The sequence below is a fragment of the Paenibacillus amylolyticus genome (genome assembly GCF_036894225.1).
Classification (GTDB): domain Bacteria; phylum Bacillota; class Bacilli; order Paenibacillales; family Paenibacillaceae; genus Paenibacillus; species Paenibacillus amylolyticus.
This window is the reverse complement of the sequence record NZ_CP145892.1, coordinates 6,593,178-6,614,140: the sequence shown is the minus strand read 5'-3', so window position 1 is coordinate 6,614,140 and position 20,963 is coordinate 6,593,178. Positions and strand designations below refer to the sequence as shown.

The window sequence follows — 20,963 nt, the reverse complement described above, 5'->3', positions numbered from 1 at the left end:
TCAAGTGGATTAGATATCTCCGCGTTGTTCGAACAATTGAGCGATCTCTACAATAACACGGGTGGCCTTCACCATATTGTCTACCGATACATATTCGAATTTGCCGTGGTAGTTCTCACCACCAGTGAAGATATTTGGTGTTGGCATGCCCATATAGGATAGTTGGGAACCATCTGTTCCTCCCCGGATGGGACGAATAACAGGTTCGATGTCCAGTCGGGTCATGGCTTCATGGGCAATATCGACGATCTGGCGTACGGGTTCAATTTTCTCGCGCATGTTATAGTACTGGTCATTCAATTCAACCGTGATGCTTTTCTCTCCATACTTGGTCTTCAGTTCGTTTGCGATATGGAGCAGATTTGTTTTGCGCTCTTCAAACTTCTCCCGGTCGAAATCACGGATGATGTAACTCATCTTTGTCAGCTCAACATCACCCTCCAGAGACAACAGATGGTAGAAGCCATCATAACCGTCCGTGAATTCAGGAGCTTCCTCCACAGGCAGGCGTCGATTCAATTCCATCGCAATTTTCAGGGAGTTCACCATCTTATCCTTCGCTGTTCCGGGATGCACATTGGTGCCTCGTACGGTAATTTTGGCGGCGGCTGCGTTAAAGCTCTCGTATTCCAGCTCGCCAAGCGGTCCGCCATCAACTGTGTAAGCATATTTGGCTCCAAAAGCAGCTACGTCAAACTTGTGCGGTCCACGGCCAATCTCTTCATCCGGGGTAAAAGCAACCCGAATCTTACCGTGTTTCACTTCCGGGTGCTCAATCAGATAGGCCATCGCCGTCATGATCTCAGCAATGCCTGCCTTATTGTCTGCACCAAGCAATGTTGTACCGTCGGTTGTGATCAGCGTGTGGCCCTTATACTCGTGCAGTTCTGGGAAATCCTTGTTGGACAGTACTACATCCAGTTCCGAGTTCAACACAATATCAGCACCGTCATAGTTATCGATAACCTGTGGTTTTACATTTTTGCCAGTAAAGTCGGTCGCTGTATCGAGGTGAGCCAGGAAACCAATTACGGGAACATCCTTATCGGTATTGGATGGCAGTGTAGCCATGACATAACCGTTCTCATCCATCGTTACATCTTGCAGACCAATGGATGTACATTCTTCAACGAGCAGTTTGCCCAAGGCCAGTTGGCCGGGTGTGGAAGGGCATGTCTCGCTATTTTCATCGGATTGGGTATCCATCTGAACATAAGTACTCAGTCTTTGAATTAATATATCTTTCATATATAACCTCTCCCTAGCTTGAGTAGTATATAAGTTGAACTACTTGTTTTACACTGATCCACTACGAGGCCAGAATAACCTTCTGATCGCTGTTATCCCCAGATTTTTTTGATCCACTTTTACAAAGGTGAAAATCTGAGGATAGCGTATGCTTTCGATGCAGCTTTCTTGCAGAAAGCTTTTAGCTCCGCTTCTACAGGTTATTTCTGCCCTCTCCGTTATCGTGTACCGTTAGTCACAACTTATGTAAATTGGGTATAGTAATTATTGTGGTTCTCTACGGTTATCATATCATGTTTTGCAGTCATTTCCAGAATGGGGCAGATCCGAAATATGAGGATTTCTAGGTATCAAAAAGGGTACTAGGTCACAAAAATGTACGTACTTGTATTTCTATAACTGAGGTTCATAATAAATGATGAAGAAAGGATGTGTTCAAGACATGCCATTTATCACGGTTAAGGTACTGGAAGGCAAGTCGGTCGAACAGAAACGTCAGTTGATTGAACGTATGACTCAGGTGGCTTGTGAGACACTGGATGTTGATCCGAGCAAAGTCTTTATCTTCATTGAGGATTTGGAGAAGGACAATTACGGCAAGAACGGAAAACTGTTTTCGGACTTAGACAAATAAGTAAGAGTTCATATATATCATGATCATGGAACAGGAGATGTAACATTAATGACTGAACAATTATTTTCGCCCTATCAATTCAAGAGCCTACAATTAAATAACCGTGTCGTCATGGCACCGATGTGCCAATATTCTGTCACTGCGAAGGATGGCATTCCGAACGATTGGCATCAGGTTCACTATGTGAGCCGTGCGGTTGGAGGAACAGGACTAATTGTAATCGAGATGACCGATGTAGATCCGGATGGACGTATTACCGATAATGACTTGGGGATATGGTCAGATGAGCATGTGCCTGCCTTCACCAAACTTGTAGATGGAATTCATGCCTACGGCTCCAAAGTAGCTATTCAGATCGCACATGCGGGACGAAAAGCAGAGGATGCACCGCAGCCGGTTGCCCCATCGGTAGTTACATTCCCGGGAGAAAAGTACAAGGAGCCTCGTGCATTAAGCACGGAAGAGGTAGAAGCCATGGTACAGAAGTTCGCAGACGGTGTTCGCCGCGCAGTGCAGGCTGGAGTAGATACCATTGAGCTGCACGGTGCACATGGATACCTGATCCACCAGTTCCATTCCCCGCTGATGAACCATCGTGAGGATGTATATGGGCAGGATCTGTCCCGTTTTGGCGTTGAAGTCATTCGTGCAGTGAAAAAAGAAATGCCAGCAGATATGCCGCTGATTTTGCGGATTTCGGCTGTAGAATACGCGGATGGTGGATACGATATCGACCACACCATCAATATCGCTCGTGCCTACCAAGATGCAGGCGTGGACATGTTCCATATCAGTTCAGGTGGCGAAGGTCCTTCCGGACAGCGGAAACCGGGGAACTATCCGGGGTATCAGGTACCATTTGCCCGTCGTTTCCGTGAAGAACTGAACGTTCCTGTAATCGCAGTGGGTATGCTGGAGGATGCAGCGTTGGCTCAAGCGGTGATCGGAAACGGTGATGCGGATCTGGTTGCCGTTGGCAGAGGCATGCTGCGTGACCCGTACTGGGCGAACCATGCGGCTCTGGAACTGGGTGTCAGTAAGGATCAAGCTGCCATTGCGGAGCAATATTCTCGTGGATACTAACTTGCACTAACATTTACACTTGCCACTCCGATGACAGAATAACCTTCCGATCTGAGGATAAAGGCGAAGTGTATGCTTTCGATGTAGCTTTCTTGCAGAAAGCTTGTAGCTCCGCTTCTTCAGGCTATTTCTGCCCTCTGCGTTCTCATGTAAATGTTATTGCAAATTTTATATAGTAAAATAGGCCACAGCAGGGGATAACCTTTGCTGTGGCCTAATTTTTTTATAGTGAGAAGCATCAGCATATCCATTCAATTACGGATTACTACGCTCTTCTAGTCGCTTCATATACGAATTTTTGATTCGACTGCGTGGGTGGTTGATCCGGGTTGAAATCGGCGTACACTTTAATGTCAGAGAAACCAATGTGTTCGAGAATTAGGCGTAACTCTTCTATGCCGTACCAGCGCAAGGTAAGCTGTTGCAGTTCCGTAGCAACAAGAGCACCCTGATGCCATTGCTCATAGCGAATGAGACTTACTTTGTACTGTTGAAGAAGGTTCACTTCAATGGTTTTCACTTCTACCGTGATCGTATCACCATCGGGTAATGAAACGGTTGATGTTTCCACAGAAGAGGATTGTGTCACATCGGGCAGAAACAGATCAAACACGAGCCTGCCGCCGGGTTCTAAATGCTGAAATAGATTACGTAATACGTTAATCGATGCCTGTCTGTCTTGGATGAGGAGCAGAGAACCTCCGGGAATGATAATTACCTCGTATCGATATGGAAGGTCAAGCTTCTCTAGATCGGCAACGAACAGCTCAGGCATGGGTAACGCCCGCTCCATACAACGAGAACGGCAAGAGTCAATCATATCCATTGAATAATCAATTCCATCCACCTTCAAGCATGCTTCAAGCAAAGGAATGAGCACTCGGCCTGATCCCGACATGGCTTCAAGGATACGTCCATTGCAGCGCTGAAGATAATGGCGATAGAATTCAATGTCTCCTCCCAAGGAGTGTCCCACAGGTTTCGTGAGATCATAAACGGCGGTGCATAATGGACCGTAATAACTGAATGACATAGTATAGGTGTCCCCCACATGTAAATGTATTAAAATGAAAACGTGGAAGGGGAATGAGCAGGATTATCCCTTCCGGCAACGGTTGGAATTGGATTTTTCAGAGCAGACTATCATAGGAATCACGCACCTTTTATGTAATATGTTCCAATTATAGGGTGGGGATAAAGCGGAGGTCAACTTCTATTCGGATAGTTATACGAAATGAAATGTATAAGGAGGTGATTCGAATGGATTCATCATCAAGTTCATCAAGTGCACTGCCAGATATCCGGCAGGAACTTATGCTCCATGCACCTGTAAAGAAGGTGTGGGAAATGGTCTCGACCGAGCAGGGACTGAAAACCTGGTTCATGCCAGGCAATCTGGAACCCGTGGAAGGTCACGAGTTTATATTGGAAGCAGGCCCCTTCGGCCAATCACCATGTCAGGTGACGGAAGTTCTTCCGCTGCACAAGCTTTCATTCCGCTGGGGTAAGGACTGGACGTTGACATTCCAACTGAATGAACAGCCCGAAGGTACGGATTTCACACTGATTCACAGCGGTTGGGATGCGGATAAACTGACCGAGTTTGGACAGGCCCACGCTATCGTACGCGAACGTATGGAACAGGGATGGGCCGGAATCGTTCAGAAGCTTGCCCAAGTTGTTAAATAAATCTTCATTCAATCAACCCCAGGTCATTTCGCCCGTTCTTTCCGGTGAAATTCGGCCTGGGGTTCCTTGGTGTACCAAGAGCTGGCGGAAAAGATAGAAATCCTTCAAATTATAACGAATTTGACCGATTATGATACGGAAACTATTTCCGTGAGCACCAGAAACGTGTAACATGAATTATAGTAATAAATCGACAAAATTAGACGTCTCTCGCCATTGTGAATGGAAGGAATACATAGATGAGAAAACACTGGATTATGCTGACCATAAGTTTCATATGCATTGTCATTGTTCCGCTGGGTTGGATCGCCCAGACGTTAATTAGCGAGCGGATTAACCCTCAAGCTTCAGAGGGGAAAATTGACCTGACCCAATGGGACTTTGATCGCAAGGGTGCAGCGTCTCTAAAGGGTGTCTGGGATTTCTACCCTGGGCAGTTGCTGAGCCCGGCAGATATTGAAGCAAGTGTATCCGGTCGCAAGCCTTTGCCGGCTTCGTCGGGCACTCAAGTTCCTGCCCGATGGAACAAATCTTTGGGGCAGGCCCATGGGTATGGAACCTATCATTTGCAAGTTCAGCTTACACCCCGGACGATGAAAAATGATTATGGTATACGCACACAGAATATACGCATGGCCCACCGGGTATTTATCGATGGGAAAGAGATTGGTGGCAAAGGCCTGCCAGGAAAGACTAGGGCAACAGATATACAATTAAATCTGCCCTTTACAGGATTCACGTCCATTGAGGGCAATACGGCTGACATTATCATTCAAGTATCAAATTATAGTTACTCGTCCGGGGGCATAGTAGCGCCCATTTTGTTTGGAGACGAGCATAGTATTCTGAAAAGTCAGCAACAAGATTGGCTCAGGGATCTGATGGCCTTATTTGGTTTTATCTTGCCAGCCGCCTTTTTTCTACTTCTGTTCAGATTACGACGTACGGAGAAGGAGCTTCGTTTTCTCGGATTATTCAGCCTTTCTGGTGCGGTGTACGCTCTGACACATGGGGAGAAGTTACTGGGTACGTTTGTACCGTTCCTGACCAATAATGAGATACTTCGGATTCAGCTCCTTAGTTCAGCCTTTGCCTATTATTTTTTGCTTCGGTATATGGATGCCCGTGTACCAGGAGCAGTTCATCAGTGGTTTGTTCGTCTGGCTGTAGTGCTAATCGTTACCCAGACTATTGTGGGTCTTACGCTTCCTCCAACGCTTTTCTCGTCTCTTGAGCTTCCCATGTTGCTGATCTCACTTGTTGTCATGTTATATACGCTGCGAGCCATTTTCTATTGGTTGAAAGGACGGCCGAATGACAGCCACTTTGCACTGGTGAGTATGATGAGCATACTCATGGTTGTTGTGTTATATACGCTTGGTGCGTTCACTACCCTAGACACAGCGTTCTTTGCGCTGATTGAACTTTTATTATTTGTATTTGCCCAGATGATTGTGACCGCAATCCGCTTTGCACAATCATTCCGAGACGTGGAAGCTCTGTCTGAGCGTTTGCTGGCCATCGACAGCCTGAAGGACGAGTTCATGGCGAATACGTCTCATGAGCTACGAACGCCCCTGCATGGCATCATTAATATTGCGCAATCCATGCTGGAAGGGGCGGCTGGAGCAGTCACGCCCAAGCAAGCGAAAAATCTCTCCATGATTACTTCAACCGGGAAGCGCCTTTCACTGCTGGTTAACGATATTTTGGATTTTGCCAAATTAAAAAATAGTGAGATCGAGTTAAAACGGGTAGCTGTTGATCTGGAATCCGTTGCTCGTACTGTGGTTGAAGTCTCAGGTTTCACGTTTGAGGACAAGCCGGTTATATTGATTCAACAATGGCCCCAGTCCTTGCCACTTGTTGAGGCAGACGAAGATCGCCTAAGGCAAGTTCTGTATAACTTGCTGGGTAACGCCTATAAGTACACTGAGCAGGGTGAGATTCGATTGTACGCCAGCGTTGAAGGGGACTGGGTGAAGGTATCGGTCGCGGATACAGGGGTAGGCATTGCCTTGGACAAACAGGAGGATATCTTCCAGGCGTATGAGCAGAGTAACGGCACGATTGAGCGATTGAATAATGGAACCGGACTGGGTCTGAGTATTACGCGAAAACTCGTTGAGCTTGGCGGTGGTGAGATCTGGGTTGAATCGGAGCCGGGGCAAGGTTCGACCTTTCATTTCACCCTGCCTGTTATGAAGATGCCACTTTTGCAAACTCATTCGAAACCAGCTGCCGCCCGATATGTTGCTGCACAGGGGGCAGGGGCGAAGGAGCTTGTGACAAGAGAGTCAGATGAGCAGGATGATCTTACGGAAGCGGAGCATACGATTCTGATTGTAGATGATGATCCCGTTAATCGACAGGTATTGCTTAACCTGTTATCGACGGAGCGGTATCGTGTGATCGCAGCAGACAGTGGGTCCACCGCATTGAAACTTCGTGAGGAGTTCCCGTCCATTGATCTTGTTATTACGGACTGGATGATGCCTAAGATGTCCGGGCTTGAGTTATGTCGCAAACTGCGCGAGCACAGTTCCTTGTCGGAGTTACCGATTCTGATGCTGACCGCCCGCGGGTTGCCTGAGGATATCAAACACGGATTCCAGGCGGGAGCCAATGACTTCCTGAGCAAACCGGTGGATGCCGGTGAATTGCGTGCCCGGGTTCGGACGTTAATTGAGATGCGGAGTTCTGTGCAGGAAGCTATTCGGACCGAAATGGCCTTTTTGCAGGCCCAGATCAAGCCACACTTTCTATATAATGCACTCAATGTCATTATTGCGACCTGTGCAGTGAATCCGGACAAAGCAACCGATCTGCTGATTGAATTGAGTCATTACCTGCGCGGAAGTTTTGACTTCCAGAACAGGGAGCAACTTGTTCCTTTGACCAAAGAGCTGGAATTGGTGGAGTCTTATGTGCATCTGGAACAGGCGAGATTTGAGGAAAGACTGGTGGTTGAGTATGAGGTGGAATCGGACGTACATCTGTATCTGCCACCTCTCAGTATTCAGCCTCTTGTGGAGAACGCCATTCGCCACGGCGTGATGGAGCGGGCAGCCGGCGGGACAGTTCATCTTAGGATTTTCCAAGAGAGCGAGCATGTAGTCGTACAGGTTCAGGATGATGGTGTAGGTATCCCTCCTGAGCGTATGGCTCAGGTCAAGTCTGGGCGTACCGAAGGTCCGGGAGGTGTGGGGCTGCAAAATATAAACCGTCGCCTGATGTCTCTCTATGGTCAGGGACTGGAGATTCATAGCCATGTGGGTAAAGGCACGCAGATCCGATTCCGTATCCCTGTGCAAAAGGTGGATTATTCCAATTAGTGTGCCAAGTGAAGCAATTATGGTTAACAGACTAGGGGGTGCCGATAAAATCGGTATTCCTATTGAATCTTTCATGGCAGGAGGCTGAAAGAACGGTGAGAGCCATTGTGATCGATGATGAGAAGCCAGCGCAGCTTCATCTGGAACGACTACTACGAACGGACGGACGAATTACACCCGTGCAATGTTTTTCAACAGCTCGTGATGGTCTGCATTTTCTGGCAAAGGAACGTGTAGATGTTGTATTTTTGGACATTGGAATGCCGGAGATGAATGGCCTGGAAGCGGCTGAATATATACAGCAATTGGATCAGAGTATTCGTATTATCTTTGTTACGGCTTATGCGGACCATGCAGTGGAAGCATTTGAGCTGCATGCACTGGATTATGTACTGAAACCGGTCAGCTCGACCCGATTGGCCAAAACCGTTGATCGAATCGCGGGCATAATGTCGCATAATTCTCAAGTTGCAGCCACCGCCGAGGTACAGGGATCGGAACCCGTACCTGTGGAGTTGGATACTGAAGTTCCGGGGCTGCTTACGTTCAAACATCTGGATATCTACAGAAGTTTAGATCAGGGTGCCAAGAAACATAAGTGGCGCACAACCAAATCACAGGAATTGTTTGCTTTTTTGTTTCATCACAGGGAAGAATGGGTAAGCAAGGAGATTCTGCTGGATAAGCTGTGGGGTGATGTTTCCCAGGAAAAGGGTTTAACCCATCTACATACTTCCGTGTACCAGATTCGAAAGCTGCTTAAGGAATGGAACATGACAGGCAAGCTGGAGTACAATATGAACCGTTATCGTCTGTTATCAGGCAATCTGGTAAGTGATGTGGATCAATTTGAAAAATCCATGGTCTACAACGTCATCACAGCAGACAATATCGATGACTTGAGGCATATGATACCGCTTTATCGTGGCGATTATCTGGAAGAGCATGATTATCATTGGGCACAGGCCAAAGCAAGGGAACTCAGACGCAAGTATACAGCGCTGGTTATGGATATCGCGAGATGGGACATGGAGCATGGTCGTGGCAAGGAAGCGATTGAGCAATTAACGATATTACAGGAACGGGAGCCTTATTCGGAAGAGATCTGCCGACTCATGATGGAAGTGTATGCATCTATGGATGATCAGCAAGGCATACTTCGTTTGTATCATTCATTTACATTGACATTAAATGAGGATCTGGGGTATCAGCCCGAGCCCGAAACAAGCAGGTTATATAAGAACCTGACGGACAAATAAACGTATGTAATGTAAGTTCAGACAGGAGGGTGAGCATGAAGCTATTCATACACCGCAAAGATTTACGTACGGATGATCTGGCCGCATTCGATTATTTGCGGGAACACCAAGAAGAGAGTGTGCATGTTCTCATCTATGATTCATTCCTCCTGCGGCAAGGCCGAGAGAAGGAACACAGCGGTGTGAATTTCAGGCAGCACGCAGCGGAATTAGGCAGACAGTATCTTGAAGCCAAACGAAAACTGCATGTTGCTTACGGCAAACCGGCTGAAGTGGTTGAATTCATCCTGAACGAATTCAAAGGTGAGATTAACGAGATTGTGGTCCATCGGGACATGACGCCATATGCAATCGAGCGGGATAGGGCCATACGCAAAGTCAGTGAGGCGCACGAGGTTACGTTCACACAACTGACGGATCATCTGCTGATGGATCTGAATGGATTTGCCAATTTTACAGGCAAGTCGGAGCCATATAAGGTATTTGCGGCTTTCCATCGGCGGTGGGTGGAATTCATGAATGAACATCCCAACCCTCCTTCGGCAACAACGGTTGCAGCGTTGAAGGTGAGTGATCGTCAGATTGAATGGCCGGATGCAATGCAGGTACCTCCGGAGTTGCTGGAGGGCAGTGGTTCGAATGACGAGGACCCGCATCTGCTGTTGGATCAATTTTTGTCGGATCGAATTGCTGAATACGGGGATCATCGGGATGAATATGAGGCGTACGAGCCGAGTCATCTCAGTTCTTACGTAGCTGTGGGAGCTGTATCCATTCGCAAAATGTATGATGCGGCGAGTCGCACGGCTGAGGCTGGGGAATGGATCAGGCAGTTGTGCTTCCGCGACTTCTATCTGTATCGAGCGGTCTATGAGAGTCACTATTTTGCATATGAAAAGGTGTACGATCTCTCGGCTCTCCATGATGATTACTTTGAACGGTGGTGCAAGGCGGAGACAGGCATTCCGATTATTGATGCAGCGATGACGGAACTGAATGAAACCGGACATATGCCAAACCGGCTGCGGATTCTCACGGCGATGTTTCTCACCAAAAACCTGCAATGCCCATTCACCCTGGGCGAAGCTTATTTCAGGCGTAAGCTGCGTGACTATGATAACATTCAAAACCGTGGTAACTGGTTATGGTGTGCCTCGCTTGGGGAGAATGCGGCTCCGTATTTTCGCGTGAACAATCCGGTAACACAATCCGAGAAATATGATCCGCAAGGTGATTATATTCGCAAGTGGTTGCCTGAATTGAAGGATCTGCATAGCAAGGACATCCATCAGCCGCGCAAGGATGCCATTGTTGATCTGAAGGCATCGAGACAGGCAGCTATTGACGTGTATAAACAGATTCTGGCGAGTCGTGCGAAGTAGACTCAGTCAGGGGCGTGATCATGCCCAAACCCAAATTTACCATTCTCATCCGGTTGATCCAATATTCATTTGGTTGAGAGCAGGATGTTCCACAGACCGCGTACTCGCGGTCTTTTTTACATATATAGACATGAAAATAGTGTGAAATGTGTTGAAAATTTAGGGATTGTTAAGAAAATAGACTATCCATCTTAAGCATTATGGCTTTTAATAGATAGAGAGCTTTATTGTATTAAGTCATATCTGACATATTGACGAACACATTAAGGAGAAACGTAAACATGAGTGAAACACTGAAAAGAGAGCGAATTCCAGAGCTGAATCTGGTGCGTGCCATGGCAATTATCGGCGTACTGTGCGTGCATTCCACGTCCTATGCAACGGTGGACATGACGGGTTCAGGCTACTACTGGCTGTACAACTTTATTAATATCTTTATGAAATATGGTACGCCAACCTTTATTTTTATGAGCAGTTTTGTACTGTTCTATAACTATTATTCCCGTCCGCTGGATAAGAAACTCGTGAGTAACTTCTACAAGAAAAGATTTGTGTATATTTTGCTTCCGTATTTCCTTTTTTCATTAATGTATTTTGTATTGCTGCATTTCACGCATTATCAGGGCCGACCTTTCGGCGAATCGGCAGTAAGTTTTATCACGAAATTGTTTACAGGTAAGGCCTATACACATCTGTACTTTGTGTTTATTAACATGCAATTTTATCTGTTATTCCCATTGGTGTTATGGTTGCTTAAGAAATATCCTTCTGTGGTGAAATGGTCTGTTCCGATTGGACTATTGATTCAATGGGCATTCATCGTAAGTAATAAATATGGATTCCAGGTGCCCAACAAGGGAAGCTGGGCGTTTTCGTACTTCTCCTATTTCATGCTTGGTGCTTTTATCGGGGTATATTTCCCTAAAATCAAGCAATGGTTTGTTATCAGTCGAGCCAATGCAACCAAAGGACGCGTAGCTTCATGGATTCTGCTCTGGGCGGTATGGATCATTGCTGGGCTTGGCCATGTGTATATCTATTACCTGCTGCGTCTGAAGATCGCAACGTATAACACACTGTGGTATGAATTCTTCTGGAATGTGCATACCTTTGCTTGTGCACTGGTGCTTATCCAGATTGCCTATCTGCTCTATCGCAAAGGGCCTTCACTCATCGTCAAGCCGCTGAATCGGCTTGGGGCATTGTCCTTTGGCATCTATCTGATCCATCCCTTCTTCCTGCTGGTGTATCGTGAATTTCCACCGCAAACAGGTGTTTCTTGGTTAGTGCATCTGTGGTATGCCGGAGGATTCGGTGTAGCTCTGATGGCTTCGTGGATCGTCGTTGGATTGACGGCAAGGTTTGTTCCATATGCATGGGTCATCTTTGGCAATCTGCCAAAACCCAAACCACGTCTCGTCCCACAACAGAACTCGGGGCAATTGGACGTTTGATAAGATGTATTTCCAACACAGGAATAATAAACCGTTTCTTGGTCGACCTTAGGGGAGAGCAGGAAGCGGTTTTTTTGATGTATGCAGATATGTGTAATATGGGGAACGAGTGTTTCTTTTTCATGTAAGAGGGGTAATCATAAGGCGGAACGATAATACATTATGGATAACAGGATTAAGGTGAATATAATGACAACATGCGAAAAATGCGGGAGACCGATGCAGGATATATTGGAATATGTGGAACACATTCTTCACGAATGCAGTGAACAGACACAGGAGTACAACTCAAAAGATTATCAGGCCTATGGCCATGAGGGTGTTCACGAGCAGATGTGATACAATAGAAAGAAACCGGATTCATACGGAACCGAGGTGACAACATGGAGACGGGTCCAGCCCCTTTCCGGCAAGGAAAGACGGAACAAGAAGCGCGACTGAGCAAAACGTGTATGTATTGCGGACAACAGCGGCCGATGTCCGAATTCCGGCGCAGAACCGGAAAGCGGGCAGGTCCCGGAGCCAGGCGTGGAGCCTGCCACAGCTGTCGCCAGCTTGGTGGACAGGCTGACCACGAGTCAGGTTCAAGCGTGAGCGGACGAACGAATGAACGGATCGAGCATCAACGGGATGGCTTGGAGACACGTGCTGTTACTGCCAGACCCTCTGCATCTGCGAGAAATGAGGCAGGTCTTACCTCCCATGGTATGGAGCAGGGATCTGCTACGGCGTCTGAGTCTGACAGAAGTCTGTTGTCTCAACCGTCAGTAGACTCGTCATCTTCGAATGACGATGAACATGCTGACTTGGTGACTTCCTCCCCCTCTTCTTCGGGTATTCGGAAGAAGAGGAGAAGACGGAGGAAGAGCAAGCGATCAGAGAGCATAACGGGCAATGAGCTGAGAGAGATGAGTCTGGAGCATGATGGTTTGGCAGGTGAAGTAGGAGATGAGCCACAGCCAGGTGAGCATTGGCGTGGGGAAGAAGGGCATTCGCACGGGCATGCTGCTGCGAATGAAAAGGGCAGTGCACAGCGGGCTGGCGCGCAAGCAGCCGCTGCAGTGCAGGCCGCCGAGCAGACTGCGGCGGCCCAACAGGCTCTGCTGCAGGCTGAGCCGCAAGGCCCGGCAGCAGAGCCCATGGCTGCGGATCAACCGACCGCAGCCAAACGCAAGCGCAAGCGGCGCCGCAAACGTGCTGGCGCGCTCGCGCCCGGCGCAGGGCAGGCCCGCAGCGTAGCTGCTGAGGCCCATGCGCCGGCACTGAGCGACCGTGGCGATGCCACCACGGTCGCTGTACCTTCGGCGGCGGAGGCACAGCCTGCCGCCACCGGGCGCGAGCCCGGGCAAGCGCCGGGGGCCGCTGCGGAGGCAGGGCCTCCTGCGCCCGTGCGCCAGCCTGGCTCGCCAGGGTCCAAGCCGCGCCAGACGCGCAAGGAGCGTGCGCCCAAGGCGAGCGGCGAAGACGCTGCCCGCGTTGCATCCGGGCAGCGACCCGCGCACGCCAGCCGTAGTCACGGGGCTGGCACGGATGGCCGTCCCCGCCGTCAGACGCCGTCGGCCCCGGTAGCCATCGACCCGGAAGATCCGGCTTCGCTCCGGACCAACCGGCAAGGCATGGTACGGATGAGGGGGAAGACGGACAAGGGCAGACGTTGGCATCAAGAAGTGGACATGGAGCTTGCGGTCACGCTGGTCAAGGAAAAAGCCGCTGTGGTGGTGAATCGGTACACGATTCGCCGATTGTTCAGCAACAAGGATTTCAAGCGGTATATACTGACTCGGGATCACTACACCTGTTACTTCTGTGGATCGTATGGAGATACGATTGACCATCTGCTGCCGCGTGCCAAAGGTGGACATACCACTCCGCTCAACTGTGTCTGCGCCTGTAATCTGTGCAACCAGTCCAAAGCAGCGATGGATGCCGAAGAGTTCATGCGTTCCGGTATTCCCGAATGGAATGCTGCCCATCAGGCAGAATTGATTGAACTGGCCATGCAGGAAGCGCAGCTGGAAGAAGGATAAATGCCCCGAAGATGGAATAGGGGTTTTAATATAAAGAGCACACCAAGACCACAGAGGTCGAGGTGTGCTTTTTTGATTTAATTCTGATTTGGGTGGGAAGTCAGTTCGCTGTGCAATAATTTCTTCAAATTGACAACGGTGTTCATCGAAGATGTACGTTATACTGGGAGGGAGTTACTAAAGAAGCTTCATCATCCATATGAATGATGAAATGTATAGTGAACATCAAACCTGAGAACTTAGACTGTATAGATTGGATGGATGCAGATGACCCCGGCAGCATTAGACATTATGTCATATATTACGGAAGAAAATATTCGTTTCTGGCTGGAGAAGTTTCGCTCCCTGGGCCCGTTACCGGGAATTTTGCTTACGTTTATGAAATCATTTGTACCACCGCTTCCAACGCTGTTGATTGTGGGCGTAAACGGTGCGGTATACGGTCTGTGGGCAGGATTTATATATTCATGGATCGGCATGGTGCTCGGTTGTACCGTTACGTTCCTGATCGTACGGGAGATTGGGAAATCTGCTTTTGTAGAGCGATGGGCACGCAAACCTCGTGTGCAACGCAGTATGGTATGGATTCGAAGGAATGCATTCAGTTATGTTTTTCTGCTGAGTATCTTCCCGGTAGGTCCGTTTGTCATTATTAACGTGGCGGCAGGTATCGCGCGAATGCGATTATTATCTTTCCTGCTTGCGGTGGGCTGTGGTAAAGCGATCATGATCTTCTCAGTTACGTATATCGGTTCCAATGTGGAACAGTTTCTGGAGCACCCCGTACGCTGGGTAGGCGTATTGCTGTTTATTGCGGTATCCCTGTGGGCAAGCCGCAAACTGGAGCGACACTTTACCCGGTCATCGTCAGATGGTGAAGATCTACATGATCTGAATCAACCCGCTGGAAAATCGATTTCCTCATGAATAAAAGAATGATCAGTGCGAAGATATAGGATTTCAGTAATCTCGTTAGCTCGAAGGAGGACCCAGCATGAATGATAATATCTATGCATTCAGCCGAACAATAAATCGTATGAGTGAAGATGAACTTCGTTCAGTACTGCGTGTGCTCTATATGAAATCAGCACAAGTGGTCAAGCGGCAGGAAGAGCAAGGCGAAAAGGTGGATTTTGCGGAAGCGGTACAGTCACTGTTTCGGAATATGGATATCCCTTTTGATCTGGGGCGTCTGGAACAACAAGCTCTCTCCGAGGTCGACAAGCCAAATGAAATTCATATTACGTTTGGAGAATCACCTCTGAGTAGTCTGAAAATGGGAATGAGTACATTACCTGATCAGGAAAAACGGAGTTTTTTTTCTATAGATGATAATTATGCGGTAGGGCCGTTAGGTGATCTGACCCGGCGTGCAGACTTGCAACGCAGGCATCTCTGGCTGACCGAACGAATGTGTCTCAATGACCGTGAGGCATATGGCATGCATGAACTGGAATCATTATTTGAGCTCAACGCCACAATACAGTCCTTTGATTCCAAGACGTCGATCATTATCTGGTATGCGAATAATGCACGGGAGAAGACGGGACTACTCTATGCCATGTATCTATTGCGGAACACCGAGAGTCCCATATATCTTATCGAAACGAGTGGCTTATATAAGCAATTATTTGATAGACCTGACGTTCAATACGATGTGCTCCACACAGGCGAGATTCTTCCGGAAAAGCTTCTGGCGATGTGGCACGTCTGCTCTGAGCAAGAGCCGCTGTCCAAGGGAGAACGCCGCCAACTGGAACAGGATTGGCTGGAACTTTCGGTACAGCCTGGGCTATTACGTATGATGGAGAATGGCGTGATTCGGAGCTTAACTGAAGATGCGTTGGACGAGTACATTATGCAGAAGGTGAGGGAACTGACACCGAACTGGGAGCCAGGCAAGTATATCCGAGCAGCTCGTATTGTGGGTGAAGTGATTGGTACAAGTAGCCAGCATATAAGTGATGCGTTCGTGGAGTACCGTCTACGACAACTGGTGCTGCAAGGCCAACTTGAAATGGATGGAAAGCCACTTGCAATGAGGTATTACAGTATTCGGCTTGCCGAGCGCTGAAAGGGACTAAGGCTGAAACGCACGGATAGAAAAACAAGCGACGAGATCGCGAAGTTTGAAATAAGACGGAAGATTTGAGCAGTTCCTTGCCCATATAGTAAGATGATCACGAAGAGTTCCCGATACCAGCTGTTCAGACTTAACACTTAAATAGACTGTTCCATCGGTGAGTAACTCCTACTTTTCCGGGGAACAGTCTATTTTTTCTCGTTAAGTACCGAACCAGCTTCTCCTGTGCATTGTCCAATAAGATGCTTCTTGATTATCTCCATATCTGTTATAATTTCTTCCCATTCCAGATTTCTAGTAGCGGTCCGTGCTGTCCATAGACCGGATCGGTAACCGGGATCGGAACCTTTCGAATTTCCTGAAGAGCCTTGGCACGATCGTCTTCCTCACCTGTGCGTGTGTTGTAACTCATGCCGCCCGGATAAGCACCGGCAATACGAAAATCAGTGCTGGACTCCAGACGTTTATGCCCTGTTCCAGCGGGAAGCACGACAACGTCGCCTGTTTGAAGGTAAACTTTCTGACCATTTTCTCCGCCTAAAATCAGTTTCACGAATCCACTCACCACAGCAAGAGCCTCATGAGCATTACTATGATAATGATGATAGTTGAACACACCATTCAACCAGCTATTTCCCCATCCGTTACGGTTCAGCAACGATTCTGCGTGAAGGGCCTCTTCAGCCCATACGTTCTTATACAAAAGCACAGGCAGGGTCGGATGATTGGGAATTACACCATCATCCTGAAGGAATAACGTCTCTATGTCCTTTTTCCGTTCATTCATCTCACATCACCTCACTATAAATTACCCGATAACCTCAAGGACGAACAAAAAACAATTGTAAAATGATACAAAATGTATCATTTTAAGGTTATACTCAGTACATATACTCTCTTCATTGCACTCGTTGTATAAATCGCAAGGGGGAATCGTGTGTGAACATTGTGATTACAGGGGCTTCTGGATTTGTGGGATTTAATCTTTCACAGTATTTGGCGCAAAAGGGGCATCGAATTACCCTTCTGGATCGGGATGATTATTGTCAGAGGCTGGTTCATATCTCTCCTCTGCACGAGATGCCGTTCATCTGTTGTGACCTTGCATCGGACCGGATTCATCTACCTCCAGGAACAGATTACATAATCCATCTGGCGGCCATGCCACACGTGGATTATTCGTATCATCAGCCAGGGGAAGTTTTCCGCAATAATACACTCAGCACACAGTCTATCCTGCAATATGCTACAGAACATCACATTCCAGTCTTGCTGGCTTCATCCGTTGAAGTGTATGGCGGCGATTGGGGCAGAGTCTATCACGAATCAGATCCGTATGCACCCGTCTCTCCTTATTCCGCGTCCAAAGTCGCGTGTGAAATGCTGGCTCACTCCTATGCTCAATGTTACCAGCTTCCAGTCAAACTCTTTCGTTTGACCAACCTCTATGGTCCATGGCAGTTGCCAGACCGTATTATTCCCCGAAATTTTGGTCGGATGTTGGACGGACTGCCTCTGGATATTCAGGGATCGGCAGTGCGTGATTTCTTGTATGTAGATGATGCCCTCCGGGCCATTGAACAGATCATGCTGAAAGGCAAAGACGGACAGGTCTACAACATATCGACAGGGCTTGGAACAACCATGCAGGAAATAGGGGAGATATTGAAACCAATGGATCGATCCGTAGCTGCTGTAGAGATCCGGGAGCAAGAACCAACCCAGTCCAGAGGGTCGAGTCTGGTCGTACATTCAGGCAGATTGCGAGCGGAATTGGGTTGGTTACCGCAAACCACGTTGGAAAAGGGATTGGAAAAAACTTTCCGTTGGTATCAGGAACATCCCGAATGGGTCAGACAGTTTAGCCGTGAATACCATACAACAAGGGAAACGCGCAGTTTCATTATCGATATGGCAAGATACGCAGTTCCAGCAGTATAAAATGCACAAAAAAAGCCAGGGAAGGGTGTATTGAGTAACACCTTCCTTGGCTTTTTTGCGCCACCGTCTCATTTTCGGATAGCTTCCGAACACGGACGGTCTGGCTGTTTTAAAACGATCTATTGCACGAAATTTTCGTGCTGTTGGACCTCACATTAAATGGATCTAGTGATGATCTTTTTTAATGTCGGCAATTTTATCCTGTACAGCACCTTTGGCTTTGTCTTTTTTACCCTCAGCCTGAAGGGATCTGTTGTTTGTTGCATTACCGATCTGATCCTTCACTTCGCCTTTGGCCTTGTTTACGCCTGCTTTGATTTTGTCGCCAGTTGAATTACTCATATCGAACATCTCCTTCGTTTCTGGTGTAGTCCTTATTAACCGGGATGTCCGCATTCTAAACGCAATGGCTTTGTTCCAAGTTTTGCATTCGTGACGCAAGAGGTTCATACTTGAAATAGAAAAGATGTCCCAATGATGGAATAAGGCTTAGCCCAACGCTGCATAATAACGACAGTGACCAATTTCGTTGCATGATTATCGTGATATTGGAAAACAATTCCTGAACATTTGGATAAACGAATCCTTCCTTGTGTACATATCGCACATCTGGTCATATGTGATCTTGTCTTAATACCACATGTGGTAGGAATACGGATCTTGGACAGGAGGATCGGCGGCGTTAGCTTGCCTTCATGGGTTGACAAAAAAATCGATTTTGTTACAATGTTCACAATATCTTCACAAGTGTAAAAAATTTCTTTTTCATGTTCATGTGTAAGAGGTGTAATATAAGGGTATAGAGTTCGGTTTCGGCCTGCTTGTCGTTTTGTGCGTCAACACATGTTGTCCGCAATAGATCCAAGATACAATGCATGATATGGGAGTGGCCATGAGCTACGCTCATCCTATTGTGTGAAATTTGGTACATTTAAATGTATTCGATGTATTTTGTGGTTCGGCTCTGCTTGACAGGCATCATGAAAGTCGCGGACTTCTATCCCAAAGTAAAGGAGGACTTTCTCTTATGTCACAATCGCCTACTCAACAAGAGGTGCCAGTTACAGAAGGTGCCAACGTTTCCGAGCGCCAGTCCTTGGACGTTCTGGATCAACTGATGAAGCCTGAGGTACAGGAGTCTTTAACCGTTCTGGTGGAGAACCTGCCTAAATTGGCTGAAATGGTTACTGCTATGACAAAAGCTTATGACTTTGCACAAAGTGTAGCAACAGACAAAGTTCTGATCAGCGACACAATGAGCGCAATGGGCGAGTTCGCTAAGCCTGTTGTAGACAAAGCTAAAGGTGTAGCTTCTGCTGCCATCGAAGCCAATGACCGTGCGCAAACAGAGCAAACTTCAGTTGGCTTGTTCGCTATGCTGAAAATGCTTAAAGATCCAAACGTACAACAATCGCTTCGTTTTGCTCAATCTTTCTTGAGCATCTTGAACGAGCGTCAACAACCGAAACGTTAAGACTTAGAAGAACGGAGGATGGATATGTCGAAGCAAATTTTGATCTTGGGTGGAGGATACGGCGGTCTGTTGACTGCATTGACTGCGCGTCAATACTTGTCTCCGGAAGAAGCGACAATTACTGTCGTGAACCGTTACCCTACACACCAAATTATCACGGAACTGCACCGTCTTGCAGCGGGAAGCATTGCTGAACAAGCAGTTGCTCTTCCACTTGAAAAATTGCTGCGTGGCAAAAACGTGAACTTGAAAATCGATACGGTGGATACAATCAAGCCGGATGAGAAAAAAGTTCTGATGACCAGCGGCTCCACATACTCTTACGATGCACTTGTCGTTGCCTTGGGCAGCGAAACGGCATTCTTCGGAATTCCGGGATTGCAAGAGTACAGCTTCACGCTCAAATCGGTTAGCGATGCAAACCGTATTCGTGCACACGTTGAAGCACGTCTTGATGCTTACAAACAGTCCGGCAACAAAGCAGACGCTACGTTTGTTATTGGTGGCGGCGGCTTGACAGGTATTGAGCTTGTTGGCGAATTCGCTGACCTGCTTCCTGCTGTATGTCAAGAAAAAGGCATAGACTTCAAAGAAGTATCCCTGTACACAGTTGAAGCAGGTCCTTCCATCCTGGCAGGATTCCCGCCAGAGCTGGTTGAACGTGCTAAATCAAGTCTTGAGAAACGTGGCGTTAACTTCATCGTTGGCGTAGCGATTACCGAGATGAAAGAAAACGAAGTTCTGCTGAAAGACGGCAGCTCCATCCCTACGAACACACTCGTATGGACAGGTGGCGTACAAGGCAACGCTGTTGTTGCTAACAGCGGAATTGAAGTGGATCGTGGCCGTGCGAAAGTTACGGAAGTTCTGCAATCTACTTCTCACAAAGACGTGTTTGTTGCTGGTGACAGCGCAGTGGTCTTCCCTAGCGAAGGCGCTCGCCCTTACCCTCCAACAGCACAATTGGCTTGGCAAATGGGTGAGACTATTGGTCACAACTTGGGCGTTATGTTCAAAGGTGGCGCAATGGAATCCTTCACACCAGTATTCTCCGGTACGCTGGGAAGTCTGGGTCGTAAAGATGCTGTCGGCATGATCGGTGGCAACCAGACTCGTCTGAAAGGTCTGCCTGCAACCATGATGAAAGAAGCAAGTAACATCCGTTACTTGGCTCACATTCACGGTTTGTTCGCACTGGCTTACTAATCTTAATGCCATTCAAGGGCGCCCTTTTGGGCGTCCTTTTTGGTTGTCACCATTACAAAGAATAACAGATATTCAGATGAAAAAAGGTGCGGCAGAAGTGGTCGATGTGAGGTCGCGTATAAAGTACCTAGGGGATATGGCATATTAA

General features: G+C 47.7%; 16 protein-coding genes and 1 pseudogene. 13 read left to right on the top strand and 4 right to left on the bottom strand.

The window, feature by feature from the left end:
* Nucleotides 1-9: 9 nt before the first annotated feature.
* The gene (pepT, locus tag V6668_RS29105; RefSeq protein ID WP_036671635.1) at nt 10-1,248 is read right to left on the bottom strand and encodes a peptidase T; all 1,239 of its coding nucleotides are present in this window, start codon (nt 1,246-1,248) and stop codon (nt 10-12) included.
* Between the two features lie 442 nt (nt 1,249-1,690).
* Between pepT and V6668_RS29100 the strand changes: the two genes are divergently transcribed.
* Together V6668_RS29100 and V6668_RS29095 are read left to right on the top strand one after the other, a co-directional pair.
* On the top strand, nt 1,691-1,882 hold the full coding sequence (locus V6668_RS29100) for a tautomerase family protein (RefSeq protein WP_017691642.1): 192 nt from the start codon (nt 1,691-1,693) through the stop codon (nt 1,880-1,882).
* 48 nt (nt 1,883-1,930) lie between these two features.
* A complete protein-coding gene (locus V6668_RS29095; protein WP_017691643.1) occupies nt 1,931-2,965 on the top strand; it encodes an NADH:flavin oxidoreductase/NADH oxidase in 1,035 nt (344 codons plus the stop codon).
* Nucleotides 2,966-3,230: 265 nt separating this feature from the next.
* On the opposite strand, the gene V6668_RS29090 is transcribed toward V6668_RS29095, so the two are convergent.
* A complete protein-coding gene (locus tag V6668_RS29090) occupies nt 3,231-3,998 on the bottom strand; it encodes a class I SAM-dependent methyltransferase (RefSeq protein ID WP_338707313.1) in 768 nt (255 codons plus the stop codon).
* A 227-nt stretch (nt 3,999-4,225) separates the two neighbouring features.
* On the opposite strand from V6668_RS29090, the gene V6668_RS29085 reads away from it, so the two are divergent.
* The 8 genes and pseudogenes from V6668_RS29085 (at nt 4,226) to V6668_RS29050 (ending at nt 16,185) form a co-directional block, all read left to right on the top strand.
* Nucleotides 4,226-4,654 carry an SRPBCC family protein gene (locus tag V6668_RS29085; RefSeq protein WP_076320120.1) on the top strand — a complete coding sequence of 143 codons (429 nt, stop codon included), beginning with the start codon at nt 4,226-4,228 and terminating at the stop codon, nt 4,652-4,654.
* Between the two features lie 239 nt (nt 4,655-4,893).
* On the top strand, nt 4,894-7,989 hold the full coding sequence (locus V6668_RS29080) for an ATP-binding protein (RefSeq protein ID WP_338707312.1): 3,096 nt from the start codon (nt 4,894-4,896) through the stop codon (nt 7,987-7,989).
* 95 nt (nt 7,990-8,084) lie between these two features.
* Nucleotides 8,085-9,248 (top strand): response regulator, encoded by a 1,164-nt coding sequence (locus tag V6668_RS29075; RefSeq protein WP_338707311.1) that lies wholly within the window; start codon nt 8,085-8,087, stop codon nt 9,246-9,248.
* Between the two features lie 35 nt (nt 9,249-9,283).
* Nucleotides 9,284-10,630, top strand: coding sequence for a cryptochrome/photolyase family protein (locus V6668_RS29070; RefSeq protein ID WP_076320118.1), 1,347 nt, complete (start codon nt 9,284-9,286; stop codon nt 10,628-10,630).
* A gap of 281 nt (nt 10,631-10,911) precedes the next feature.
* A complete protein-coding gene (locus V6668_RS29065; RefSeq protein WP_338707310.1) occupies nt 10,912-12,084 on the top strand; it encodes an acyltransferase in 1,173 nt (390 codons plus the stop codon).
* Between the two features lie 1,583 nt (nt 12,085-13,667).
* Nucleotides 13,668-14,111: pseudogene (locus V6668_RS29060) on the top strand (HNH endonuclease); the annotation flags it as partial.
* Nucleotides 14,112-14,402: 291 nt separating this feature from the next.
* Nucleotides 14,403-15,038: a TVP38/TMEM64 family protein gene (locus V6668_RS29055; protein WP_338707309.1), complete on the top strand. Its 636-nt coding sequence runs from the start codon at nt 14,403-14,405 to the stop codon at nt 15,036-15,038.
* Nucleotides 15,039-15,105: 67 nt separating this feature from the next.
* Nucleotides 15,106-16,185, top strand: coding sequence for a DUF1835 domain-containing protein (locus V6668_RS29050; RefSeq protein WP_282319922.1), 1,080 nt, complete (start codon nt 15,106-15,108; stop codon nt 16,183-16,185).
* A 277-nt stretch (nt 16,186-16,462) separates the two neighbouring features.
* Here the strand turns inward: V6668_RS29050 and V6668_RS29045 are convergent, their stop codons facing one another.
* Complete coding sequence (locus tag V6668_RS29045; RefSeq protein ID WP_338707308.1) at nt 16,463-16,981, bottom strand: cupin domain-containing protein; 519 nt, start codon at nt 16,979-16,981, stop codon at nt 16,463-16,465.
* 152 nt (nt 16,982-17,133) lie between these two features.
* Between V6668_RS29045 and V6668_RS29040 the strand changes: the two genes are divergently transcribed.
* A complete protein-coding gene (locus V6668_RS29040; RefSeq protein WP_200868488.1) occupies nt 17,134-18,135 on the top strand; it encodes an NAD-dependent epimerase/dehydratase family protein in 1,002 nt (333 codons plus the stop codon).
* Nucleotides 18,136-18,300: 165 nt separating this feature from the next.
* Here V6668_RS29040 and V6668_RS29035 read toward each other — a convergent pair whose 3' ends face one another.
* Nucleotides 18,301-18,477: a CsbD family protein gene (locus V6668_RS29035; protein WP_074092719.1), complete on the bottom strand. Its 177-nt coding sequence runs from the start codon at nt 18,475-18,477 to the stop codon at nt 18,301-18,303.
* Between the two features lie 685 nt (nt 18,478-19,162).
* On the opposite strand from V6668_RS29035, the gene V6668_RS29030 reads away from it, so the two are divergent.
* Both V6668_RS29030 and V6668_RS29025 read left to right on the top strand, forming a co-directional pair.
* The gene (locus V6668_RS29030; protein ID WP_017691658.1) at nt 19,163-19,609 is read left to right on the top strand and encodes a DUF1641 domain-containing protein; all 447 of its coding nucleotides are present in this window, start codon (nt 19,163-19,165) and stop codon (nt 19,607-19,609) included.
* A gap of 24 nt (nt 19,610-19,633) precedes the next feature.
* Nucleotides 19,634-20,815: an NAD(P)/FAD-dependent oxidoreductase gene (locus tag V6668_RS29025; protein WP_036606574.1), complete on the top strand. Its 1,182-nt coding sequence runs from the start codon at nt 19,634-19,636 to the stop codon at nt 20,813-20,815.
* Nucleotides 20,816-20,963: the final 148 nt, after the last annotated feature.